At 72.3% G+C, this 19,293-nt stretch carries 19 protein-coding genes; 8 read left to right on the forward strand and 11 right to left on the reverse strand.

The features are described from left to right. The first annotated feature begins 373 nt into the window (after nucleotides 1-373). Both AC07DO_RS26435 and fxsA read left to right on the forward strand, forming a co-directional pair. A complete protein-coding gene (locus AC07DO_RS26435; RefSeq protein ID WP_479063147.1) occupies nucleotides 374-1,174 on the forward strand; it encodes a polyprenol monophosphomannose synthase in 801 nt (266 codons plus the stop codon). Nucleotides 1,175-1,240: 66 nt separating this feature from the next. Beyond that, a complete protein-coding gene (fxsA, locus tag AC07DO_RS26440; RefSeq protein WP_479063149.1) occupies nucleotides 1,241-1,816 on the forward strand; it encodes an FxsA family membrane protein in 576 nt (191 codons plus the stop codon). Nucleotides 1,817-1,930: 114 nt separating this feature from the next. Here fxsA and AC07DO_RS26445 read toward each other — a convergent pair whose 3' ends face one another. The 4 genes from AC07DO_RS26445 to yczE all read right to left on the reverse strand — a co-directional run bounded on the left by AC07DO_RS26445 (nucleotide 1,931) and on the right by yczE (nucleotide 5,405). After that, nucleotides 1,931-2,305, reverse strand: a complete 375-nt coding sequence (locus AC07DO_RS26445; protein WP_030360404.1) for an RNA polymerase-binding protein RbpA — start codon at nucleotides 2,303-2,305, stop codon at nucleotides 1,931-1,933. A 257-nt stretch (nucleotides 2,306-2,562) separates the two neighbouring features. After that, a complete protein-coding gene (locus AC07DO_RS26450; protein WP_479063151.1) occupies nucleotides 2,563-3,924 on the reverse strand; it encodes an MFS transporter in 1,362 nt (453 codons plus the stop codon). 45 nt (nucleotides 3,925-3,969) lie between these two features. Further along, nucleotides 3,970-4,737, reverse strand: coding sequence for a glycerophosphodiester phosphodiesterase family protein (locus AC07DO_RS26455; protein WP_479063154.1), 768 nt, complete (start codon nucleotides 4,735-4,737; stop codon nucleotides 3,970-3,972). After that, on the reverse strand, nucleotides 4,734-5,405 hold the full coding sequence (gene yczE, locus AC07DO_RS26460) for a membrane protein YczE (protein ID WP_479063156.1): 672 nt from the start codon (nucleotides 5,403-5,405) through the stop codon (nucleotides 4,734-4,736). Before yczE ends, AC07DO_RS26455 begins: the two co-directional genes overlap by 4 nt. A 102-nt stretch (nucleotides 5,406-5,507) precedes the next feature. On the opposite strand from yczE, the gene AC07DO_RS26465 reads away from it, so the two are divergent. After that, nucleotides 5,508-7,007: an SCO1417 family PLP biosynthesis transcription factor gene (locus AC07DO_RS26465; protein WP_479063158.1), complete on the forward strand. Its 1,500-nt coding sequence runs from the start codon at nucleotides 5,508-5,510 to the stop codon at nucleotides 7,005-7,007. 120 nt (nucleotides 7,008-7,127) lie between these two features. Here the strand turns inward: AC07DO_RS26465 and AC07DO_RS26470 are convergent, their stop codons facing one another. Further along, nucleotides 7,128-8,723, reverse strand: coding sequence for a hypothetical protein (locus AC07DO_RS26470; RefSeq protein WP_479063160.1), 1,596 nt, complete (start codon nucleotides 8,721-8,723; stop codon nucleotides 7,128-7,130). 36 nt (nucleotides 8,724-8,759) lie between these two features. Continuing rightward, on the reverse strand, nucleotides 8,760-8,954 hold the full coding sequence (locus AC07DO_RS26475) for a hypothetical protein (RefSeq protein WP_030789254.1): 195 nt from the start codon (nucleotides 8,952-8,954) through the stop codon (nucleotides 8,760-8,762). Nucleotides 8,955-9,238: 284 nt separating this feature from the next. Between AC07DO_RS26475 and AC07DO_RS26480 the strand changes: the two genes are divergently transcribed. Further along, the gene (locus tag AC07DO_RS26480) at nucleotides 9,239-9,631 is read left to right on the forward strand and encodes an ankyrin repeat domain-containing protein (protein ID WP_479063162.1); all 393 of its coding nucleotides are present in this window, start codon (nucleotides 9,239-9,241) and stop codon (nucleotides 9,629-9,631) included. A 301-nt stretch (nucleotides 9,632-9,932) separates the two neighbouring features. Then, nucleotides 9,933-11,348, forward strand: a complete 1,416-nt coding sequence (locus tag AC07DO_RS26485) for a HEAT repeat domain-containing protein (protein WP_479063164.1) — start codon at nucleotides 9,933-9,935, stop codon at nucleotides 11,346-11,348. Nucleotides 11,349-11,356: 8 nt separating this feature from the next. Here the strand turns inward: AC07DO_RS26485 and AC07DO_RS26490 are convergent, their stop codons facing one another. From AC07DO_RS26490 to AC07DO_RS26510, 5 genes are read right to left on the reverse strand one after another with little or no spacing between them, the layout of a single operon-like run. Next, a complete protein-coding gene (locus AC07DO_RS26490; protein WP_479063166.1) occupies nucleotides 11,357-12,244 on the reverse strand; it encodes a 5-oxoprolinase subunit C family protein in 888 nt (295 codons plus the stop codon). After that, nucleotides 12,244-12,867: a 5-oxoprolinase subunit B family protein gene (locus AC07DO_RS26495; protein WP_479063168.1), complete on the reverse strand. Its 624-nt coding sequence runs from the start codon at nucleotides 12,865-12,867 to the stop codon at nucleotides 12,244-12,246. Before AC07DO_RS26495 ends, AC07DO_RS26490 begins: the two co-directional genes overlap by 1 nt. Further along, nucleotides 12,864-13,628: a LamB/YcsF family protein gene (locus tag AC07DO_RS26500; protein WP_479063170.1), complete on the reverse strand. Its 765-nt coding sequence runs from the start codon at nucleotides 13,626-13,628 to the stop codon at nucleotides 12,864-12,866. Before AC07DO_RS26500 ends, AC07DO_RS26495 begins: the two co-directional genes overlap by 4 nt. 48 nt (nucleotides 13,629-13,676) lie before the next feature. Beyond that, nucleotides 13,677-14,477 carry a putative hydro-lyase gene (locus AC07DO_RS26505; RefSeq protein ID WP_479063172.1) on the reverse strand — a complete coding sequence of 267 codons (801 nt, stop codon included), beginning with the start codon at nucleotides 14,475-14,477 and terminating at the stop codon, nucleotides 13,677-13,679. Beyond that, complete coding sequence (locus tag AC07DO_RS26510; protein ID WP_479063174.1) at nucleotides 14,474-15,778, reverse strand: MFS transporter; 1,305 nt, start codon at nucleotides 15,776-15,778, stop codon at nucleotides 14,474-14,476. The genes AC07DO_RS26505 and AC07DO_RS26510 overlap by 4 nt, the downstream gene beginning before the upstream one ends. A gap of 181 nt (nucleotides 15,779-15,959) precedes the next feature. Between AC07DO_RS26510 and AC07DO_RS26515 the strand changes: the two genes are divergently transcribed. The 3 genes from AC07DO_RS26515 to AC07DO_RS26525 all read left to right on the forward strand — a co-directional run bounded on the left by AC07DO_RS26515 (nucleotide 15,960) and on the right by AC07DO_RS26525 (nucleotide 19,255). Next, nucleotides 15,960-16,661: a GntR family transcriptional regulator gene (locus AC07DO_RS26515; protein WP_479063176.1), complete on the forward strand. Its 702-nt coding sequence runs from the start codon at nucleotides 15,960-15,962 to the stop codon at nucleotides 16,659-16,661. A 127-nt stretch (nucleotides 16,662-16,788) separates the two neighbouring features. Then, nucleotides 16,789-18,315, forward strand: a complete 1,527-nt coding sequence (locus tag AC07DO_RS26520; protein ID WP_479063178.1) for a hypothetical protein — start codon at nucleotides 16,789-16,791, stop codon at nucleotides 18,313-18,315. 46 nt (nucleotides 18,316-18,361) lie between these two features. Further along, a complete protein-coding gene (locus AC07DO_RS26525; RefSeq protein ID WP_479063180.1) occupies nucleotides 18,362-19,255 on the forward strand; it encodes a hypothetical protein in 894 nt (297 codons plus the stop codon). The last annotated feature ends 38 nt before the right edge of the window (nucleotides 19,256-19,293 follow it).

The raw sequence follows: 19,293 nt of genomic DNA on the forward strand, positions 1-19,293 counted from the left end.
TATTGACAGAGAGCCGCCGTTGGCCGGTAGGTTCGGCCGGGTCCACCACAGGACGTCCGACCGGCGAACCTCCACGCAGTCGTCGAACGCCGCTGGATCACGGGTGGTGTGCCGCACCGGCGCACCACCACTGGGAGCCAGGTCCAGCGCCCGCGACGCGGAGGCGAGGGAACGTATCAGCCGAATCGGCAGGTGTGACCCGGGTGGGGCCCGGACGCTCAGTAGACAACGGCTTTCGGTCGATCCGCAGCCAGCGGGTCCCGGGCCGGCCCGAAGGGTGCCGGGCCCCGATCCGCAGTACGTCCCGTGCCGTCGTGGCGTCGCAGGCAGCGGCCATTATGGTGGTCCTCTGCGTACGAACGAAGGGGCATTAGTGAACGACGGCGGCGGGGTCTCCGAAGCAGGGGACCAGGGGAGGCAGTTCGGCTCGCTCGGCACGGCCTTGGTGATCATTCCGACCTACAACGAGGCGGAGAACATCCAGTCCATCGTCGGCCGGGTGCGCGCCTCCGTGCCGGACGCGCACATCCTGGTCGCCGACGACAACAGCCCCGACGGCACCGGCAAGATCGCCGACGAGCTCGCCGCCGAGGACGAGCAGGTCCACGTCCTGCACCGCAAGGGCAAGGAAGGGCTCGGCGCGGCCTATCTCGCGGGCTTCCGCTGGGGTCTCGACCACGACTACGGCGTGCTCGTCGAGATGGACGCGGACGGCTCCCACCAGCCGGAGGAGCTGCCCCGGCTGCTCACCGCCCTGAAGGGCGCCGACCTCGTGCTCGGCTCCCGCTGGGTGCCGGGCGGCCGGGTCGTCAACTGGCCCAAGCACCGCGAGTTCATCTCCCGCGGCGGCAGCACGTACTCGCGCCTCCTGCTCGACGTGCCGATCCGCGACGTGACGGGCGGCTACCGCGCCTTCCGCCGCGAGACCCTCGAAGGCCTCGGACTCGGCGAGGTCGAGTCGCAGGGGTACTGCTTCCAGGTCGACCTCGCGCGGCGCGCGGTCAAGGCTGGCTACCACGTCGTCGAGGTGCCCATCACCTTCGTCGAGCGGGAGCTCGGCGACAGCAAGATGAGCCAGAACATCGTCGTCGAGGCGCTGTGGCGGGTCACGGCCTGGGGCGTGGGCGAGCGGGTCGGCAAGGTCGGCAAGGCCATCGGGCGCAAGCAGGACTGAACCGCCGGACTCGTTCTTGATCATCCCCTTATGCCGGACTGAGGTGGGTCCAGGCACACTGGGAGCATGACGACTGGCGCACCGCCTCCCATCCGACCCGCCCGGCCCCGGCGCTCCGGGCCACTGAGGTTCCTGCCGCTCGGCATCGCCGCGTGGCTGGTCCTGGAAATCTGGCTGCTCACCGTCGTGGCGGGAGCCACGAGCGGGCTCGTGGTCTTCCTGCTCCTGGTGGGCGGCCTCCTGCTCGGCTCCGCGGTGATCAAGCGCGCGGGGCGCCGGGCGTTCCGCAAGCTCCAAGAGGCGGTGCAACAGCAGCAGAGCGGTGTGACGCCCGCCCGGGAGACCGGGGGAGGCGGCGCCCTGACGATGCTGGGTGGCCTGCTGATCATCCTGCCCGGGCTCATCTCGGACGCCCTGGGTCTGATCCTGCTGGTCCCGCCGGTCCAGAAGGCCCTGGGGAAGTACGCGGAGCGGACCTTCGAGCGCAAGGTGCGCGAGGCGACGCCCGGCGGCTTGGGGGACGCCTATCAGCAGGCGCGGATGCACCGCCCCGACGGCAAGGTCGTGCAGGGCGAGGTCATCAGGGACGACGAGCCGCCCATGCGCGGCCCGCGTCCGGACGATCCGCAGCTGCCGCGCTGAGAGCGAGCGGGCCGAGACGCCAGGGGAAGAGACGCAAAAGGGCCGGGTCCACTGTCGAGCAGTGGACCCGGCCCTTTTCGTACTGCGTTGTGCGGTGTGCCGCAGCGTTCGCCGTCAGGCGGACTTGCGGCTGTCACGCGGGTGCACCGCGATGTTCATGGCGCCGGACCGGAGAACCGCGAGACGCTCCTCGAGGACCTCTTCGAGCTCCTCTCGGGTGCGGCGCTCCATGAGCATGTCCCAGTGCGTACGCGCCGGCTTGCCCTTCTTCTCCTCAGGTCCGTCGCCGTCCACGAGGAGTGCCTGGGCCCCGCAGACCTTGCACTCCCACTCCGGCGGGATCTCCGCCTCGACCGAGAACGGCATCTCGAAACGATGTCCGTTCTGGCATGCGTACTCCACGGCCTGGCGAGGTGCCAGGTCGATGCCGCGGTCGGTCTCGTAGCTTGTCACCACGAGGCGCGTGCCGCGAAGAGCTCGCTCACTCATGAATCGTGCCTCCCGGGCTTTGTCGCCCACAGGACAGGTGTCGCTGTCGTCGTCATCCGGTCAACGTCCGGTCGGCGGTAAAGATTCCCGTTCAGGGTTATGCGTCGCCGTCGTATGCCGCCCCTTGTTGTACCCACCAGTGCCCGGTTTGTCACATCTGGCAGCAGATGTCACCCAGCGTTTCTGATTCTTCAGCTCGCAGTAACGGTCCGCCTGGCAGGCCAAAGGCGTACACTACCGGCCTTTGGCTTCAGTTGCTAAATCCTGTCGGGTACGGGATTGCCCGCGTCGCGCACCGCACGCCGTACGGGTACCCGTACGAGCAGGGCGAAACCGAGCAAAAAGAACGCCACGAGCGACACGATCGCATCCCGGTAACTTCCCGTGAGCTGATACGTGAGGCCGAAGATCAACGGTCCCAGCCAGGCCATCCCGCGGTCACTGATCTCGTACGCGGAGAAGTACTCGGCCTCCTTCCCGCGCGGCACCAGGTGCGAGAAGAGCGAGCGGGACAGGGCCTGGGTGCCGCCGAGCACCAGGCCGATCCCCGCGGCCAGGACGAAGAACCACGCGGGCGCGCCGGCGGGCAGGAAGTACCCGGCCCCGATCGTCACCGTCCAGGCCACGAGCGATCCGAGAATGGTCCGCTTGGCGCCGTACGTCCGGGCGAGTCGCCCCATGGCGAGGGCGCCCGCGACCGCGAGCACCTGGACCAGCAGGACCGCGACGATCAGCGTGGACTGACCGAGGCCGAGCTCCTCGGAACCGTAGACGGACGCCTGGGAGATCACCGTCTGGACCCCGTCGTTGTAGACCAGGTAGGCGAGCAGGAACGCGAGTGTGTGGGGGTGGCGCCGCATGTCCCGCGCGGTCGACCGCAGCTGCCGCCACCCGCCCCGGGCCGCCGTGTCGGCCTCGCGCGCGGGCGTCCGGCGGTCCCGCAGCCGCTTCAGCGGTACGACGGTGAAGGCGCCCCACCAGAGACCCGCCGACGCGAGGCAGATGCGGACCGCGGTCGACTCGGAGACGCCGAAGCTGTCGTGGGCCAGGAACAGGACGAGGTTCGCCACCAGGACCAGGGCGCCCGACGCGTATCCGAAGGCCCAGCCGCGCGAGGAGACCGCGTCACGCTCCTCCGGAGGGGCGATCTGTGGCAGGTAGGAGTTGTAGAGCACCATCGAGACCGCGAGCGAGGCGTTGGCGACGATCAGCAGGAGACCGCCGAGGAGATAGCGCTCCCCTTCAAGGAAGAACATGCCCGCGGTGGCGGCCGCCCCCAGGTACGCGGCGACCGCGAGGAGGGGCTTCTTGCGGCCCGTGCGGTCGGCGGCCGCTGCCGCCAGCGGCATGACGAAGACCGACACGATCACCGACACGGAGACCGTGTACGCGAAGAACGAGCCCGCGCGGACGGGGATGCCCAGCGGATGCACATATCCGTCGGGGCCCGCGGCCGCCTTCGCGATCTCCGTGAGGTACGGCCCGAGGAACACGGTCAGGACGCTCGTCGAATAGACCGAGCACGCCCAGTCGTAGACGTACCAGCCGCGCTGCTCGCGCCGCCGCTCCACGGCCTCGGAGTCGTCGGCCGCTGTTCTCTTCACGGTGTCGGTGCTCACCCGTGACCTCGCTGTTCCCCGTGGTGCGACGCCGCCACGGGATGGTCAGACCCAGGTCCCCCGGTCCTTCAGCACCCCGCGCAGCGTCTCGATTTGATCGGAAACTATGCCATCCACCCCGAGGTCGAGCAGGGCGCTCATCCGGTCCGCGTCATTGACCGTCCACACGTGGACCTGCAGCCCGCGCGCGTGGGCGGCACGCACGAAGCGGTGGTCCACCACCCGGATCCTTCCGTGCGTCTCGGGCACCTGGGCGCAGACCGCGGAACGGCGCAGGGCGGCGGGCACTCCGTAGGACAGCATGCGCAGCGCCGCCACGCCCCGGGTGCCCAGGGACGTGGCCAGGCGCGGGCCACCGAGGCGCTGGGCCCTGGCCACGCGCGCCTCGGAGAACGAGCCGACGCACACGCGGTCCCACGAGCCGGTGCGGCGGATCAGGTCGAGCAGCGGCAGAAGCGCGGGCTCCGCCTTCACGTCCACGTTCCAGCGCACGTCGGGGAAGGCTTCGAGGCACTCCTCGAAGAGGGGCACCGGTTCGCTGCCCGCCACGCGTGCGTGGCGCACCTCGCTCCACGGCAGGTCGATGATGCGTCCCACCGCGTCGGTCACCCGGTCCAGCGTCGTGTCGTGGAAGGCGACTAGGCGGCCGTCGGCGGTGGCGTGCACATCGGTCTCGATGTAGCGGTAGCCGAGGTCGACGGCGCGCCGGAAGGCCGCGGCGGTGTTCTCCAGACCGTCCGCCGCGCCGCCCCGGTGGGCGAGGGCGAGCGGCCCCGGATGATCGAGGTAGGGGTGGCGTACGCGCGTGGTCACGGCTGCAGTATCGCCTGCTCAGGCGGACCGCCGGACGCCACGACGCCACCCGTGGTGGGCGCGGGGACGGCGAAGCGGCGCAGGAAGAACTGGGCGAGCGGACCGATCGTCAGCGCGTAGAGGACCGTGCCGACCCCCACGGTGCCGCCGAGCGCGAAGCCGGTCACGACCACCGCCACCTCGATGAGCGTCCGCATCAGCCGGATGGAGCGCCCGGTCCGCCGGTGCAGGCCCGTCATCAGGCCGTCCCGGGGGCCGGGGCCGAACACGGCCGCGATGTACAGGCCGGTCGCCGCGCCGTTCAGGACGATCCCCGACACCATCAGCGGGATGCGCACGGCCCAGCCCTGCGCATCCGGGAGCAGCGCCAGCGCGGCGTCCATCGCCAGGCCGACGACGAAGACGTTGGAGACCGTACCGAGGCCGGGGCGCTGCCTCAGCGGGATCCACAGCAGCAGGACCGCGGCGCCCACGACGATGGACACGGCGCCGATCGACAGGCCGGTGAGCTCGGCGAGCCCCTGGTGCAGCACGTTCCACGGCTCCAGGCCGAGGCCGGACACCACGAGGAGCGCGGAGCTCACGCCGTACAGGGTGAGGCCCGCGTAGAGCTGCGTGAGTCGCCGCGGCAGCTGCCGCCGTGTCGCCCCGGGTGTCGTGCCGGACAAGAGGTGCCCCCGTTGGTGGTGGTAGTGGCCTGACACATGACACTCTGTGGCTTGTACAGAGACGCCAACCATGGCCAATTCGAGGAAGGTGGACTGGGAATCATGGCTCAGTGGACTTCGGCAATGGGGTCGACGCAGCTCGCCCGTCTCCTCGCCTCCCAGCAGGACCGCTCCGTGGGCACGGGCACGCGCCGCCCACCCGCCTACCGCGCCCTCGCCGACGGCATCCGGCTGCTCGTGCTCGAAGGGCGCGTACCGGTCGCCGCGCGCCTGCCCGCCGAGCGCGAACTCGCGGTCGCCCTCGCCGTCAGCCGCACCACCGTCGCCGCCGCCTACGAAGCGCTGCGCACCGAAGGGTTCCTGGAGTCCCGCAGGGGAGCGGGCAGCTGGACCGCAGTCCCCGCCGGAAACCCCCTCCCCGCGCGCGGTCTCGAACCGCTGCCCCCCGAGGCGCTCGGTTCCATGATCGACCTCGGCTGCGCCGCGCTGCCCGCGCCCGAACCCTGGCTCACCCGCGCCGTCCAGGGCGCCCTCGAAGCCCTCCCGCCGTACGCCCACACGCACGGCGACTACCCCGCGGGCCTGCCCGCCCTGCGCGAGATGCTCGCCGAGCGCTACACCGCGCGCGGGATCCCCACCATGCCCGAACAGATCATGGTGACCACCGGCGCGATGGGCGCCATCGACGCCATCTGCCACCTCTTCGCGGGCCGCGGCGAACGCATCGCCGTGGAGTCGCCGTCGTACGCCAACATCCTCCAGCTGATGCGCGAGGCGGGCGCCCGCCTCGTCCCCGTCGCCATGGCCGAAGGTCTCCGGGGATGGGACATGGACCGCTGGCGCCAGGTCCTGCGCGACGCCGCGCCCCGGCTCGCGTACGTCGTCGCGGACTTCCACAACCCCACGGGCGCGCTCGCCGACGAGGACCAGCGCAGGCAGCTCGTCGAGGCGGCCCGGTCCGCGGGCACCGTCCTCGTCGTCGACGAGACGATGAGCGAGCTCGGCCTCGACGAGGACCTCGCCGTGCCGCGCCCGGTCTGCGGCTTCGATCCCGCGGGCTCCACCGTCATCACCGTCGGCTCGGCCAGCAAGGCCTTCTGGGCCGGCATGCGCATCGGCTGGGTGCGGGCCGCGCCCGACGTGATCCGCAGCCTCGTCGCCGCGCGCGCGTACGCCGACCTCGGCACCCCGGTCCTCGAACAGCTGGCCGTGAACTGGCTCCTGAACACCGGTGGCTGGCAGGCCGCCGTGGACGTGCGCAGGGAGCAGGCCAGGGAGAACCGCGACGCGCTCGTCACCGCGGTCCGCCGCGAGCTGCCCGACTGGGAGTTCGAGGTGCCGCGCGGCGGTCTCACCCTGTGGGTGCGCACCGGAGGCGTGTCCGGGTCGCGGCTCGCCGAGGTGGGCGAGCGGGTGGGCGTGCGGGTGCCTTCCGGGCCGCGCTTCGGAGTGGACGGCGCGTTCGAGGGGTACGTGCGGCTGCCGTTCACCGTGGGGGGCGCGGTCGCCGATGAGGCGGCGGTGCGGTTGGCCGCGGCGGCCCGGCTGGTCGAGACGGGCGTCGGCGCGGGGGCGCAGGCAGCACACCCGTTCGTCGCCTGACGCGCCTCTACGGAGTGGGGTGTTTGCTGTCGGCGGGGCGTTGGCTCTCGGCCCGCTATGTGGCCGGGTGTCTGCTGTCGGCCCTCTACGTGGTCGGGTATCGGTTCTCGGCGTCGGAGGTCAGCTCTCGGCGGGGACCGGTTCCGCCTCCGTGGCCTCCGCGGCCTCCGGGGCTTCCGGGGCGGCGGCCTCCGTCTCGTCCGGCGGGGTGCTCCGCTCCGGCAGCAGCTCCATGACGGCCTTGCGGTGGGCCTCGCTGGTCGCGTCGTCGTACGGATCGGGGGTCGCCGGCACCTGGAGGCGGTGCACCTGGCCCGCGCCGAGCCGGGCATAGCCGCGGCCGGGCGGGACGTCCGTCGTGGGCGTCGTGTGGGGAGGTGTTCCGAGGACGTCCTCCAGCTGGTCGACCGTGGCGTAACCCAGCACCACGCGCGCGCGGGTGTGCTGGTGCACGGCTTCGCTCAGCGCGTCGAGGCCGTCCAGCTGGTCGGCGACCACGACCGTCACGTTCGCCGCCCTGCCGTGCCGCAGCGGGACCTGCAGCAGCGACTGGGGGTCCGTGCGCCCGTCGGCCGCGGCGAGGTGACCGAGCGCGCTCGGGCGGTCGAGCAGGAGCCACAGGGGGCGCTTGGTGTCCTCCGGCGGCGGATGGCCCGCCTGCCGCGCGCGGTTCGCCGCGATGAGCCTGCGCTCGGTCTCGTGCGCCGCCCATTCGAGGCTCGCGAGCGCACCGGTGAGCCCGCACTCGATGGCGAGGACACCGTCACGGCCGGTCAGGCAGGCGTAGTCGCCGGTGCCGCTGCCCTCGACGATGAGCACGTCGCCGTACTGCAAGGCCTGGAGGGCGATGGAGCGCAGCAGTGTCGTCGTGCCGCTGCCGGGCTGACCGGCGATCAGCAGGTGGGGCTCGGTGGAGCGGATGCCGGTGCGCCACACGACGGGGGGTACGTCGCGCTGTTCCGCGCCGTCGGACAGCGGCAGGGTGCGCTGGACGCCGGTCTCGTCGGTGAAGCCGAGGACGGTCTCTCCCGGAGCGGTGACGAATCGCTGGGCGGCGATATCGGTGGGGAGCGGGGAGAGCACCGTGACGGTGAGCTGATTGCCCTCCTCGTCCCACATGAAGTGGTACTCGCGGCCGCGCCCCGCCTTGGCGTGCAGGAGCTGTTCGATCCGCGCGCGGGACTCGGCCTCGCCGTCCGTGAAGTACGCGGGGTAGCGCACCACGAGCCGGGAGATCCGCCCGGTCTCGTCGAAGTCGTGCTCGACGAACGCCTTGTCCCATTCACCGCCGTGCGCGAAGAGCGGGGCGGGGTCCTCGGGGACCGAGAAGTACGGAACGAGGGCTTCGTAGAGGGACTGCAGCCGCTGCACCTGCGCCTCGTCCGGTCCTGTCGGCTCCGGAGCGGTGCGCTCGCGGCCCGTCCAGGCCGCCGCCGCCATCAGGGAGATGAGGGCGAGCAGCGGTCCGTACGGCACGAGCGCCACGACCAGGACCACGGAGGCCGCGAGGAACAGCAGCGGCCCGCGCTTGTCCTTGGGGGTGTCGGCCCACCTGCGCCGCCCGGCGGCAGCCAGCCGGCGCAGTCCGCGGGTGATCGTGATCAGCGGATGGAGAACATCCGTGGCGCTGTCGGCCGCCGACCGTGCCAGTTCCCTGCTCCGGGCGATGGATGCGGTGCCGTTGCTCAGAATGCGGGGGAGTGGGCGCCTGGCCACGTCTGTCTCCTGGAGGTGCGTACGAGAGCGGGACGGTCAGAATTTGATCCCGCCGAGGAGGCTCGCCAGGCTCGCGCTGCCGGCCTTGATGCTCGGGGCGATCGCCGTGCCCGCCATGAAGAAGCCGAAGAGGGCGCAGACCACCGCGTGCGACGCCTTGAGTCCGTCCTTGCGGAAGAAGAGGAAGACGATGATTCCGAGCAGTACGACGCCCGAGATGGAAAGGACCATGACGGTTCTCCTGGTTTGGTGGGGACAGTCACCATGAGTTCTTCCAGGTTCACAGCATGTATCCATACGATAAAAGGTGCAAATGGGTTAATTTCTCAGGATTTCCCTCTACTGGCGGAGCCCAGGTGGGCCATGGCGACGGTTCCGGGTGGCCTCCGCGCCTCTGGGTGATCTTTGCCTCGGGCGGTCCGGGTCATGTGCCCGGCGGGGCAGTACCCTGTCGATTCACTCGTACGGCTGCACAGGCAGACGCACCCGGAAAGCCAGAAAGGCGGAACGCCCCCATGAGCGAAGCCCCCGACCCCGAGGTCGTGGAGCTGGCGACCAAGATCTTCGATCTGGCACGTCAGGGCGACGCCGCGGCGCTCGCCGCCTACGTGGACGCGGGCGTCCCCGCGAACCTCACGAACGACAGCGGCGACTCGCTGGTGATGCTGGCGGCCTACCACGGGCACGCCGACGCGGTCCGCGCCCTCGTGGAGCGCGGCGCCGACACCAACCGCGCCAACGACCGGGGCCAGACCCCGCTCGCCGGAGCCGTCTTCAAGGGCGAGGACGCGGTGATCCGGGCCCTCCTGGACGGTGGCGCTGATCCCGCCGCCGGCACTCCGTCGGCGGTCGACACGGCCCGGATGTTCGGAAAGGCGGAGCTGCTGCAGCTGTTCGGGGCCGCCTGAACCGGGTACCTGACCAGCAACAACGGGGGCGCTGGAAATGTGGTCGCGGCGGACCTGACCGCCGGGTCATCATGACGACGTGATTCACGGACGCGACGGTGGGGCAGATGTTGCCGCACCGCGTGGACCGTGAGCGGCCCGCCCCCGGACCTCCCGTCCGGGAACCCCTGGGCCACCGACGAGAGGCAGAGGAAGATGGTCTTCGACAAGCAAGAGACGGCGGGCGGCCCGACGTGTTGGCGCACGGCCAGGTAATGCGTGATTCCCGGTTGCGTCGACGCTTGATGTGAGGCTGTTTCCCATGTTCGATCCGGTCATAGCGCCCAGCGGTACGCTGCTCGGCCTGCTGCAGAGGGGCCGCGGCGACGGCACCCTGCACGCGCTCACCGCCCCACGCTCCGAGGCGCTCACCGCCCTCGACCACTGCGTGCTCAACGATCCCCGCCACGACTGGCAGGTGGAGAACCGGTCGCTGTACTACGCCCGGCTCTACCTCGACCTGCACGGCGGGCTCGGCGAGATCGAGCGGCACCTCTTCGATGCCGAGGACGTCCTGAACACGGACGACTCGCGCACCGGACTCGCCCTCGCCGTCCTCGGGCACCTCGCCTCGTACGGCAGGCAGGACGCCCTGGAACTCCTTCGGAGGTACGCGGCGTTCGGCTCCAACTGGGCCTGGGCCCTCGACGAGCTGGCGCTGCGCGACGACGACGCGGGCCTGCGGGCCCTCGCGGCCCCCGTGCTCGCCAGGTTCGCCCCCGACGCGGAGGGCGAGGCCGAGCTGGCCGCCGCCGTCCGCGACGCCTACGAACCGAGGCCCTGGCGCCTCTGGGAAGAGGACCCCCGCGCCGATGTCGGCGCCCGCGTGCGAGCCGCACGGGAACAGGGCTCCTTCGACCGGTGGCAGCGCCAGATGCGGCCCTCGGGGCCGCGCCCCGGCTGGAGCGTCCAGGCCGTCTTCGACTGGGCGCAGGAGGGCCTCGAGCGGGGCACCGTCCTGTACGTGCCCGCGGCCCGCTGCCTGACCGCGGTCGCCGGACCCGAAGACCGCGCCGAGATCGTCGAGGCCGCCCGCAGCGGCTCGGACGGGGCGCGCGGCACCGCCCTGCGCTACCTCGCGGACACCCACGACCCCGCCGTCCTCGACCTCATCGAGTACGCCGCGGAAGGCCCCTCACAGATCGTGGTGGACGCCGCCACCGACGCCTTCGAACGGATGCGCAGCGTCGCCGCCGTGGAGCGCGCCCGACGCTGGGCCTACCGGCCCGACGACCTGGGCGCGGCCGCCGGCCGCATGCTCGCCTGCCGGGGCGGCGCACAGGACAGCAAGCCGGTCCTCGCCGCACTCCGCGAGGCCGTCCGCGGCGAGGGCCCGGACGCGCCGACGCTGTGGACCCTCGTCGACGGCGCGGGACGCCTCTGCATCGCCTGCGCCGCCCCCGTGCTGCGGCACGTCTACAGAGAAACCGCCTCCTCCCACCTCCGCGGCCGCGCCGCACGCGCGCTGGCCGCCACCGACCCCTCCTTCGCCTCCGGCTTCGCCGTCGAGTGCCTCTGGGACTGCGAGGAGTCCACCCGCGAAGTCGCCGCACGACACGCCGAGACCGGTGACGCCCGCGTCGTCAACCGGCTCAGGAGGCTCGCCGCGGACCCCGCCGAGGAGGACGAGGTACAGACCGCGGTGCGCAGCAGGATCGGCCCGGACGCGGCCGTGTAGCGGGCGGTCTAGGGAACCGGTCGGCGCCGCCGCCGGCTGGCGGCGACGAACCGAACGGGCGTGCCCGGCCGGGCCTGGGCCGCCGCGGCCAGGTCGCTCTCGCGGACCACGGCGACCACCGGGTAGCCCCCGGTGGTCGGGTGGTCGGCCAGGAAGACGACGGGCCGGCCGTCCGGCGGGACCTGCACGGCGCCGAGCACCATGCCCTCACTGGGCAGTTCACCCTCGAACGCCCGCTCCAGGGCCGGTCCCTCGGTGCGCAGCCCGATGCGGTTGCTCGCAGAGGACACCGTGTACGCGCGCGTGGTGAGGGTGTCCAGCGCCGCTGCCGTGAACCAGTCCGCGCGCGGCCCGAGCGTCACCCGGAGCACCAGCTCCTGGGGCGGCGCGGGCTGCGGAACGACGTCCACGCGTGCGTGGCTGTGGCCCGGGCGTCCCAGGGGGAGGACGGCTCCGGTCGCGAGCGGGGGCGGGCCGAGGCCGGACAGCAGGTCGGTGGAGCGGCTGCCGAGCACCGGTTCGACGGTGACCCCACCGTCGAACGCGACGTAGCTGCGTACTCCGGAGACGGCCGGTCCGATGTCGAGGAGCGCTCCCCCGGGCACCCGCACCGGCGCTCCCCAGGGCGCGGGCCTGCCGCCCACGGTCACGGGGCAGGGCGCGCCGCCGACGGCGACCGTCACGGTCCTGCGCGGACGTACGCCACACCCGTCGAGGGTGGTCTCCAGGACGGCCGCGTCGGGCGGGTTGCCCACCAGGCGATTGACCAGGCGGGCCGCGGGCGGGTCGAGGGCGCCGGAGCGCGGCACCCCGAGATGGGCGTGCCCGGGGCGCCCGAGGTCCTGCACGGTAGTCAGGGCTCCGGCGCGTACGACGGCGAGGGCGTGGTCGGTCATCACGTCCCCGCTGCCGGGTGGGGCATGAAGCGGACGCGGACGCCGGGTGAGAGCAGTGCGGCGGGCACGCGCGCGTGGTCCCACAGCACGATGTCCGTGGAACCGATGAGCTGCCAGCCACCGGGCGACGCACGCGGGTAGACGCCCGTGTACGGGCCCGCCAGGGCGACGCTGCCCCGGGGGACGCCGGTGCGGGGTGTGGCCCGGCGCGGCACTTCGTAGCGCTCGGGCAGGCCCGTCAGATAGCCGAAGCCGGGTGCGAACCCGCAGAAGGCGACGCGGAATTCCGCGGCGGAGTGGATCCGCGCCACCTCGGCCACGGGCACGCCCCAGTGCGACGCCACGTCCGCGAGGTCCGGTCCGTCGTACCGCACCGGAATGTCCAGGACCGTCCCCGCGCGCGGGGGCAGCGGCGGGATCTCCCAGCCGGGCAGCTCGGCTCCGATGCGGCCGGGCTCGTCGAGGCCGTCGAGGAGCACCGTACGGGCCGCGGGAACGATCTCCCGGACCCGCAGGTCGCCCGACGCGCGGCGGCGCAGCAGCTCGGCGTGGAGGGCCTGGGCCGCGGTGCCGTCGGAGAGCTCGACGAGCAGGGCTCGCTCGCCGACCGGCAGGGCCCTCATGCGAACGCCGCCACGCGCACGCCCGCGGCCTCCAGCTCGGCCCGCACCCGGCGGGCCAGATCCACCGCCCCCTGGGTGTCGCCGTGCAGGCACAGCGACCGCGCGCGGACGCTGATCTCGCGACCCCCGAGCGAGGTGACGACACCGGACCGGGCCATCCCGACGGACCGCGCGACGACGGCGTCCGCCTCCGTGACGACCGCTCCTTCACGGCTGCGTGGAACCAGAGTGCCCTCGTCGGTGTAGGCGCGGTCTGCGAACGCCTCCGTGACGACGGGGAGCCCGGCCTTGCCCGCCGTCTTCAGGAGGGCCGATCCGGGCAGCCCCAGGACGGGCAGCTCGGCGTCGGCGAGCAGTACGCCCTCGACGACCGCGCGGGCCTGCTCCTCGTCGTGGACGACGCGGTTGTAGAGCGCGCCGTGCGGCTTCACGTACGACACGCGCGTGCCCGCCGCGCGGGCGAACACCTCCAAGGCGCCGATCTGGTACGCCACTTCGGCCGCCAGCTCCGCGGGCGGCACGTCCATGGCGCGCCGCCCGAAGCCCGCCAGGTCCCGGTAGGACACCTGCGCGCCGACCCGCACCCCGCGCTCGGCGGCGCGGTCGCACACGCGGCGCATGGTGGCCGGGTCCCCGGCGTGGAACCCGCAGGCCACGTTGGCGCTGGTGACGATGGACAGCAGCTCCTCGTCGTCGGTCAGGTGCCAGCGGCCGAAGCCCTCGCCGAGGTCGGCGTTGAGATCGATCAGGGACGCGCTCATCAACGTAAGCCTCCAGTGCTCAACGTAAGCCTCCAGTGCTTTGGGCGGTCACACCACGCGGTACTGCTCGTCCCGGGCGTCGGTGACGAACATCCGGCCCGGCGCGTGCGTGATCGCGAAGGGTGGCCGTGATGCCGTCACCGCCGCCTGAGGGGTCACCCCGCACGCCCAGAACACCGGAATGTCGTCGGGTTCGACGGTCACCGCGTCGCCGAAGTCGGGACGGTCCAGGTGTGCGATGCCGAGCCCGGCGGGGTCGCCGCAGTGCACCGGGCTGCCGTGCACCGCCGGCATCAGCGAGCTCTCCCTGATGGCGGCGGCGAGCCGGCCGGGCGGCACGGGACGCATCGACACCACCATCGGGCCGTGCAGGCGGCCCGCGGGGCGGCAGGGGCGGTCGGTGACGTACATGGGCACGTTGCGGCCCTGCTCGATGTGGCGCAGCGGGACGCCGGCGTCGGCGAGCGCCCACTCGAAGGTGAAGCTGCAGCCGATGAGGAACGTCACCAGGTCGTCGCGCCAGTGGTCGACCACGTCCGTGGGCTCGGCGGTCATCTCGCCGTGCTCCCACACCCGGTAGAGCGGCAGGTCGGTGCGGAGATCGGCGCCGGGGGCGAGGGGAGTGGCCCAGGAACCCGCGTCCGTGACGTCGAGGACCGGGCACGGTTTCGGGTTGCGCTGGCAGAACAGGAGCATCTCGTAGGCCCAGTCGGCGGGCACCGAGATGAGGTTGGCCTGGGTGAAGCCGGCGGCCCATCCCGCGGTGGCGCACGTCTCGCCCGCGCGGAAGGCGGCGCGTGCCTTCCTGGCGCTGCGGATCGAGGGCGTGGTACGCGTCTCGCGGCTCACAGGAGTTCCCTTCCGCGCGTCTCCGGCAGACCGAGGAGCGCCAGGACGGCGAGTCCGTAACCGATGGCTCCGAAGACCAGCGCTCCGCCGACGCCCCAGCTGTCGGCGAGGAATCCGACCATGGTGGGGAAGACGGCGCCGATCGCGCGCCCCGTGTTGTACGTGAAGCCCTGCCCGGTGCCGCGGACAGCGGCCGGGTACAGCTCGCTGAGGAACGAGCCGAAGCCGCTGAAAATCGCCGACATACAGAAGCCCAGCGGAAAACCGAGCACAAGGAGAAGGCCGTTGGCGCCGTCCGGGATGTTCGTGTAGGCGAGGATGCTGGCCGCGGAGAGGAAGGCGAAGAGCGTGATGTTCCGCTTCCTGCCGAGCCTGTCGGTGAGATAGCCGCCGGTCAGGTAGCCGATGAAGGCGCCGGAGATCAGGAAGGCCAGATAGCCGCCGGTGCCGACGACGGTGAGGCCGCGATCGCTCTTGAGGTAGGTGGGCACCCAGGTGGCCAGCGTGTAATAGCCGCCCTGCACACCGGTGGACAGGAGCACCGCGAAGAACGTGGTGCGCAGCATCCCCGGCTTGAAGATGGCCGTGAAGGAGCCCTTGTTCGCGCTCTTGCGCCGCTCCTCTGCGGCTTCGGGCGCGTCGTGCACATTGCGCCGTACGTAGATCACGAGCAGCGCGGGCAGCGCACCGGTCCAGAACATCACGCGCCAGGCGACGTCGTCGTCCAGGAACTGGAACACCAGGGTGTAGACGATCACCGCGAGGCCCCAGCCCACGGCCCAGGAGCTCTGGATCGCGCCCAGGGTGCGGCCGCGGTTCTTGGCGGTGGCGTACTCGGCGACGAGGATCGCCCCGACCGCCCACTCGCCGCCGAACCCGAGCCCCTGGAGGGCGCGGAAAACGAGCAGCGTCTCGTAGTTGGGCGCGAAGCCGCAGGCGACGGTGAAGACGGCGTACGTGACGACCGTGATCATCAGAGCCTTGACCCGGCCGATCCGGTCGGCGACCACCCCCGCGATGGCGCCGCCCACGGCGGAGACGACGAGGGTGACGGTGGTGAAGAGCCCGGTCTGGCCGCTGTCGAGGCCGAAGTACGCGGCGAGCGCCACCATGCTCAACGGCAGCGTGAAGTAGTCGTAGGAGTCGAGGGCGTAGCCCCCGAAGGCGCCGGCGAAGGCGCGGCGCCCACGGGGGCCGAGGGCGCGCAGCCAGCCGAACGCGCCGCTGTCGTCGGGGAGTTCGCCCTCTTCAGGGCGTGAGGCGGCCGGAGCGGCAGTCCGGGGCGGTGGGGTCGTGCTCATGGGCACCTCGCAGGTGAGGGACGGAGGGTGCTGGAGCGGGCGTGGTGCGGTTGTGCGGTGGGGGGACGGGGGACGGAGCGGTGAGCCGTGCCCGACAACGTAGAGGATCGTTGAACGATCCCTCAATACCCCTGTTGTTTCGTTCTCGCATCTGCGATTGAATCCGGGCATGGCGGAGGGGATGGCTGACGTGAACGGACTGGCCGACGACCGCGCGCTCCTGGGGCGCACGAGTACGGCGGAGCGGGTCTCGGACATCCTGCGGAGCCGCATCGCAGCGGGCTTCTTCCCGCCCGGGACACGGCTCTCCGAGGACAGCATCGGCGGGGCGCTGGGCGTCTCCCGCAACACGCTGCGGGAGGCGTTCCGGCTGCTCACGCACGAGCGGCTCCTTGAGCACCAGCTCAACCGCGGCGTCTTCGTGCGGATGCTGACCGATGAGGATGTGGGGGACATCTACCGCACCCGCGCTCTCGTCGAGTGCGCGGTCGTACGTGGGCTCGGCGAGCCGCCGTACGCCGTGGACGGACTGGCCGACGCCGTCTCCGAGGGGCGGCGGGCCGCGCGGGCGGGCGACTGGAAAGGTGTGTCCACCGCCAACATCGACTTCCACCGGGAGCTCGTCGCCCTCGCCGGGAGCGAGCGCACCGACGAGCTGATGCGCAGCGTCTTCGCCGAACTGCGCCTGGCCTTCCACGTGGTGGACGACCCCCGGCGGCTCCACGAGCCCTACATCGCCCGCAACGGACAGATCCTGGAGGCGCTCCAGGAAGGCAGGCGCGACGACGCGGAAGCGCTGCTCGTCGAGTACCTCGACGACTCGCGCCGGCGGGTGGTCGACGCGTACGGGACGCGAGGGGCGGCGGGCGAGCGAAGGGTCTGAACCAGGCATCGGCGTGTTTGTCACGGGCGAGCGGCGCGCCTGAACCCGGCGAGCGGCGCGGCGGCCGGGCGCTGTCAGATCTGCGCCGTTTCGACCGTTGTCAGACCGAGGATCTAGTCTGTGCACCGTGACTTCGCCTGCCGTTACGGACACCGCTCCGCCCCAGCTCAGCGCGGGGCCGCGGCCCGCACTGGGCCCGGCCGCCGACGAGGGCCTGGCGCGCCGCCTGCGCGCCCTCGCCTGCACGGCTCCGCTGCACGACCTCGACGCGCGCAAGGCCAACCTCGCGGGCGAGTACTCGGTGTACGCGATGGCGGAGGTGGCCCTGTCCGCCATCGACCTCGTCACGTTGAACATGGACTTCGACACCGGCGCCGACCACGAGCAGATCGTCGTCCGGCTGCTCCCGCGCGTCGCCGCCCAGGCGCCCGCGCGCCCGGCCGCCGAGCACGAGCGCGTGGCCCGCTGGGTCCTGGAGAACCTGATCAACGTCGGCAGCGTCGACCGCGGCTTCCGCGCCGTGTACGGCACCTTCGCCCCGGACGGGACGTATGTCCGCAGGGACTACGACTTCAAGCTCCTCGAAGAGGTCCCCGGCCACGGCGGCAGTGTCTACCTGCGTACGACCGACGAAGCGGTCAACGTCCTGGTGGGCGCCCTCGACACCGACGTCACCAGCGCGCAGATCGCCGCCGAGGTGAAGCTCGAGGTGCTGATCAGCCGCGGCAGGCTCGCCGACGCCCAGCTCGCCGCGGAGCAGGCGCGCTACCGCACCGTCCAGTACTCGGAAACCCTGCGCAAGGCCCTCGACGCGACCCGGCGCAACGTCCGCGCGGTGGACTGGCTCAAGGCCGTCCCCGACATGATCGCCGAAGCGCTCGACCACGTCGCGGACCGGTACCGCCACGAGAACGCCATCCTGACCAACATCCGCAAGGCCCGCGACGAGTCCGAGGACCCCGAGCAGAAGCGCCGCGCCGCCGAGCTGGTCGACATCGTCAAGGACTGCATCCGCCGCCACACCCAGCTGCAGTCCCGCCTTCTGGAGGCCGGCCCGCTCTTCCGCGCCGAGCAGGACCGGCAGGCGTTCGCCACCCCCACCGCACGCACGGGCCTCGACCTGTACGGGCAGCTGGTCTCCCCCCTCCTGCCGCTCCCCGCCGAGCAGGCGATCCGCGTGACGGACGCCTACTTCGCGCGCGGCACCGGACTGCGCACGCCCGTCTCCGTCCGCGTCGGCGACCTCGTCGACATACTGCTCACGCCCCCCATGGAGCGCGAGCACCTCGGCGCGGAGATGCCAGAGCCCGACCTCATCGCCACCCCGGACGACAGCCGCTTCAGCGAGGAGCAGCTCGCGAGCGCCATGGAGCTGCTCGACCTGCCCGCCGACGCGCCGCGCAGACTCTCCGGCCTCCTTGCCGACGCCCGGCGCCGCGACCCCGAACTGCCCTACCTGGTCGCCCTGCTGGCCGTGCACGCGGCCAGCCCGCCCGTCGGCACCGCCTACCGCCAGGGCGAGGAGAAGCTGCTCTTCGCCGTCGACGACGGCACGGAACTCGACGACGAGGAGTTCGGCGGCGCGGACCTCGTCGTCGGCACCGCCCTCCTGGACGCCGTCGGCATGGCGGCCGACCGGACGGAGGCGGCATGACCGTGACCGACCCCCACCACCACCCCGCCCTCAAGGAGCACACGCCGTGACCGACCACCCCGCAGAGCACGCCGCGTGGGGCGAGCCGGACTCCACGGCGGCACCCGCCGCGCCGGCGCCCGTCACCCCGGCCGACGCCGCCGACGCCGCACGGCTCGTCGCCTTCGGACTCCAGCCCAAGCTGCAGCCCGCCCGCGACCAGGAGTACGCCGAACTGCTCCGCCGCTACCGCGAGGACCCGCCCTTCGCCCGCCTCGCCGACGCCGTCGCCACCGGACTCGGGCTCGTCGTCCTCGAGGTGTCCCCGCGCGCGGGCATGGCCGTGACCGCCGCGGAGGACTCCGTCTTCGCCGTCCGCATGGGTGACTACGCCCGCCGCGCGGCGACCGACTCGACCGACCGCTTCCTCCACGGCCTCGCCCACCTCGCCATCGCGGCCATGGCGTTCCCGCGCCCCGAGGACCTCGCCGACGACGGCTACATCGGCCGGGTCACCGTCAACGGAGTGGACGCGTTCGTGCGCCAGGCCTGCCACCGCCTGGAGGAGCGCGCCGAGGAACACGGCGACAACACCGACCCCGCCACCGACGCCCCCGGCCTCGAGGCCGCCTGGCGGATCTGGGCCCGCCGCAGCTCGACCGGTGCCACCAAGGACGCCCGCCGCCTCGCAGGTTCCACCACCGGCATCGTCGGCAAGGCCGCCGCCTTCCTCACCGACTCGGGGTTCCTGCAGCGCACGGGCGACGACTCCGGAGGGACGTACCGCACCACGGCCCGCTACCAGCTCCAGGTCCGCGACATGGCGGGCACCGCGGCCATGGCGGAGCTCCTCGAACTCGGCGTCGTCCCGATCACGGACGGCTCGGCGACGCTGCTGCCGCCCGAGGAGACCGACGACCTGGAACTGGCCGCCGACGCGGGACTGCCGTTCCACTCCTGACGACGCCCCGCCCGGGCTCCGGCCCCCGCCCCCACCTT

The sequence above is a fragment of the Streptomyces sp. NPDC045678 genome (assembly GCF_056432085.1).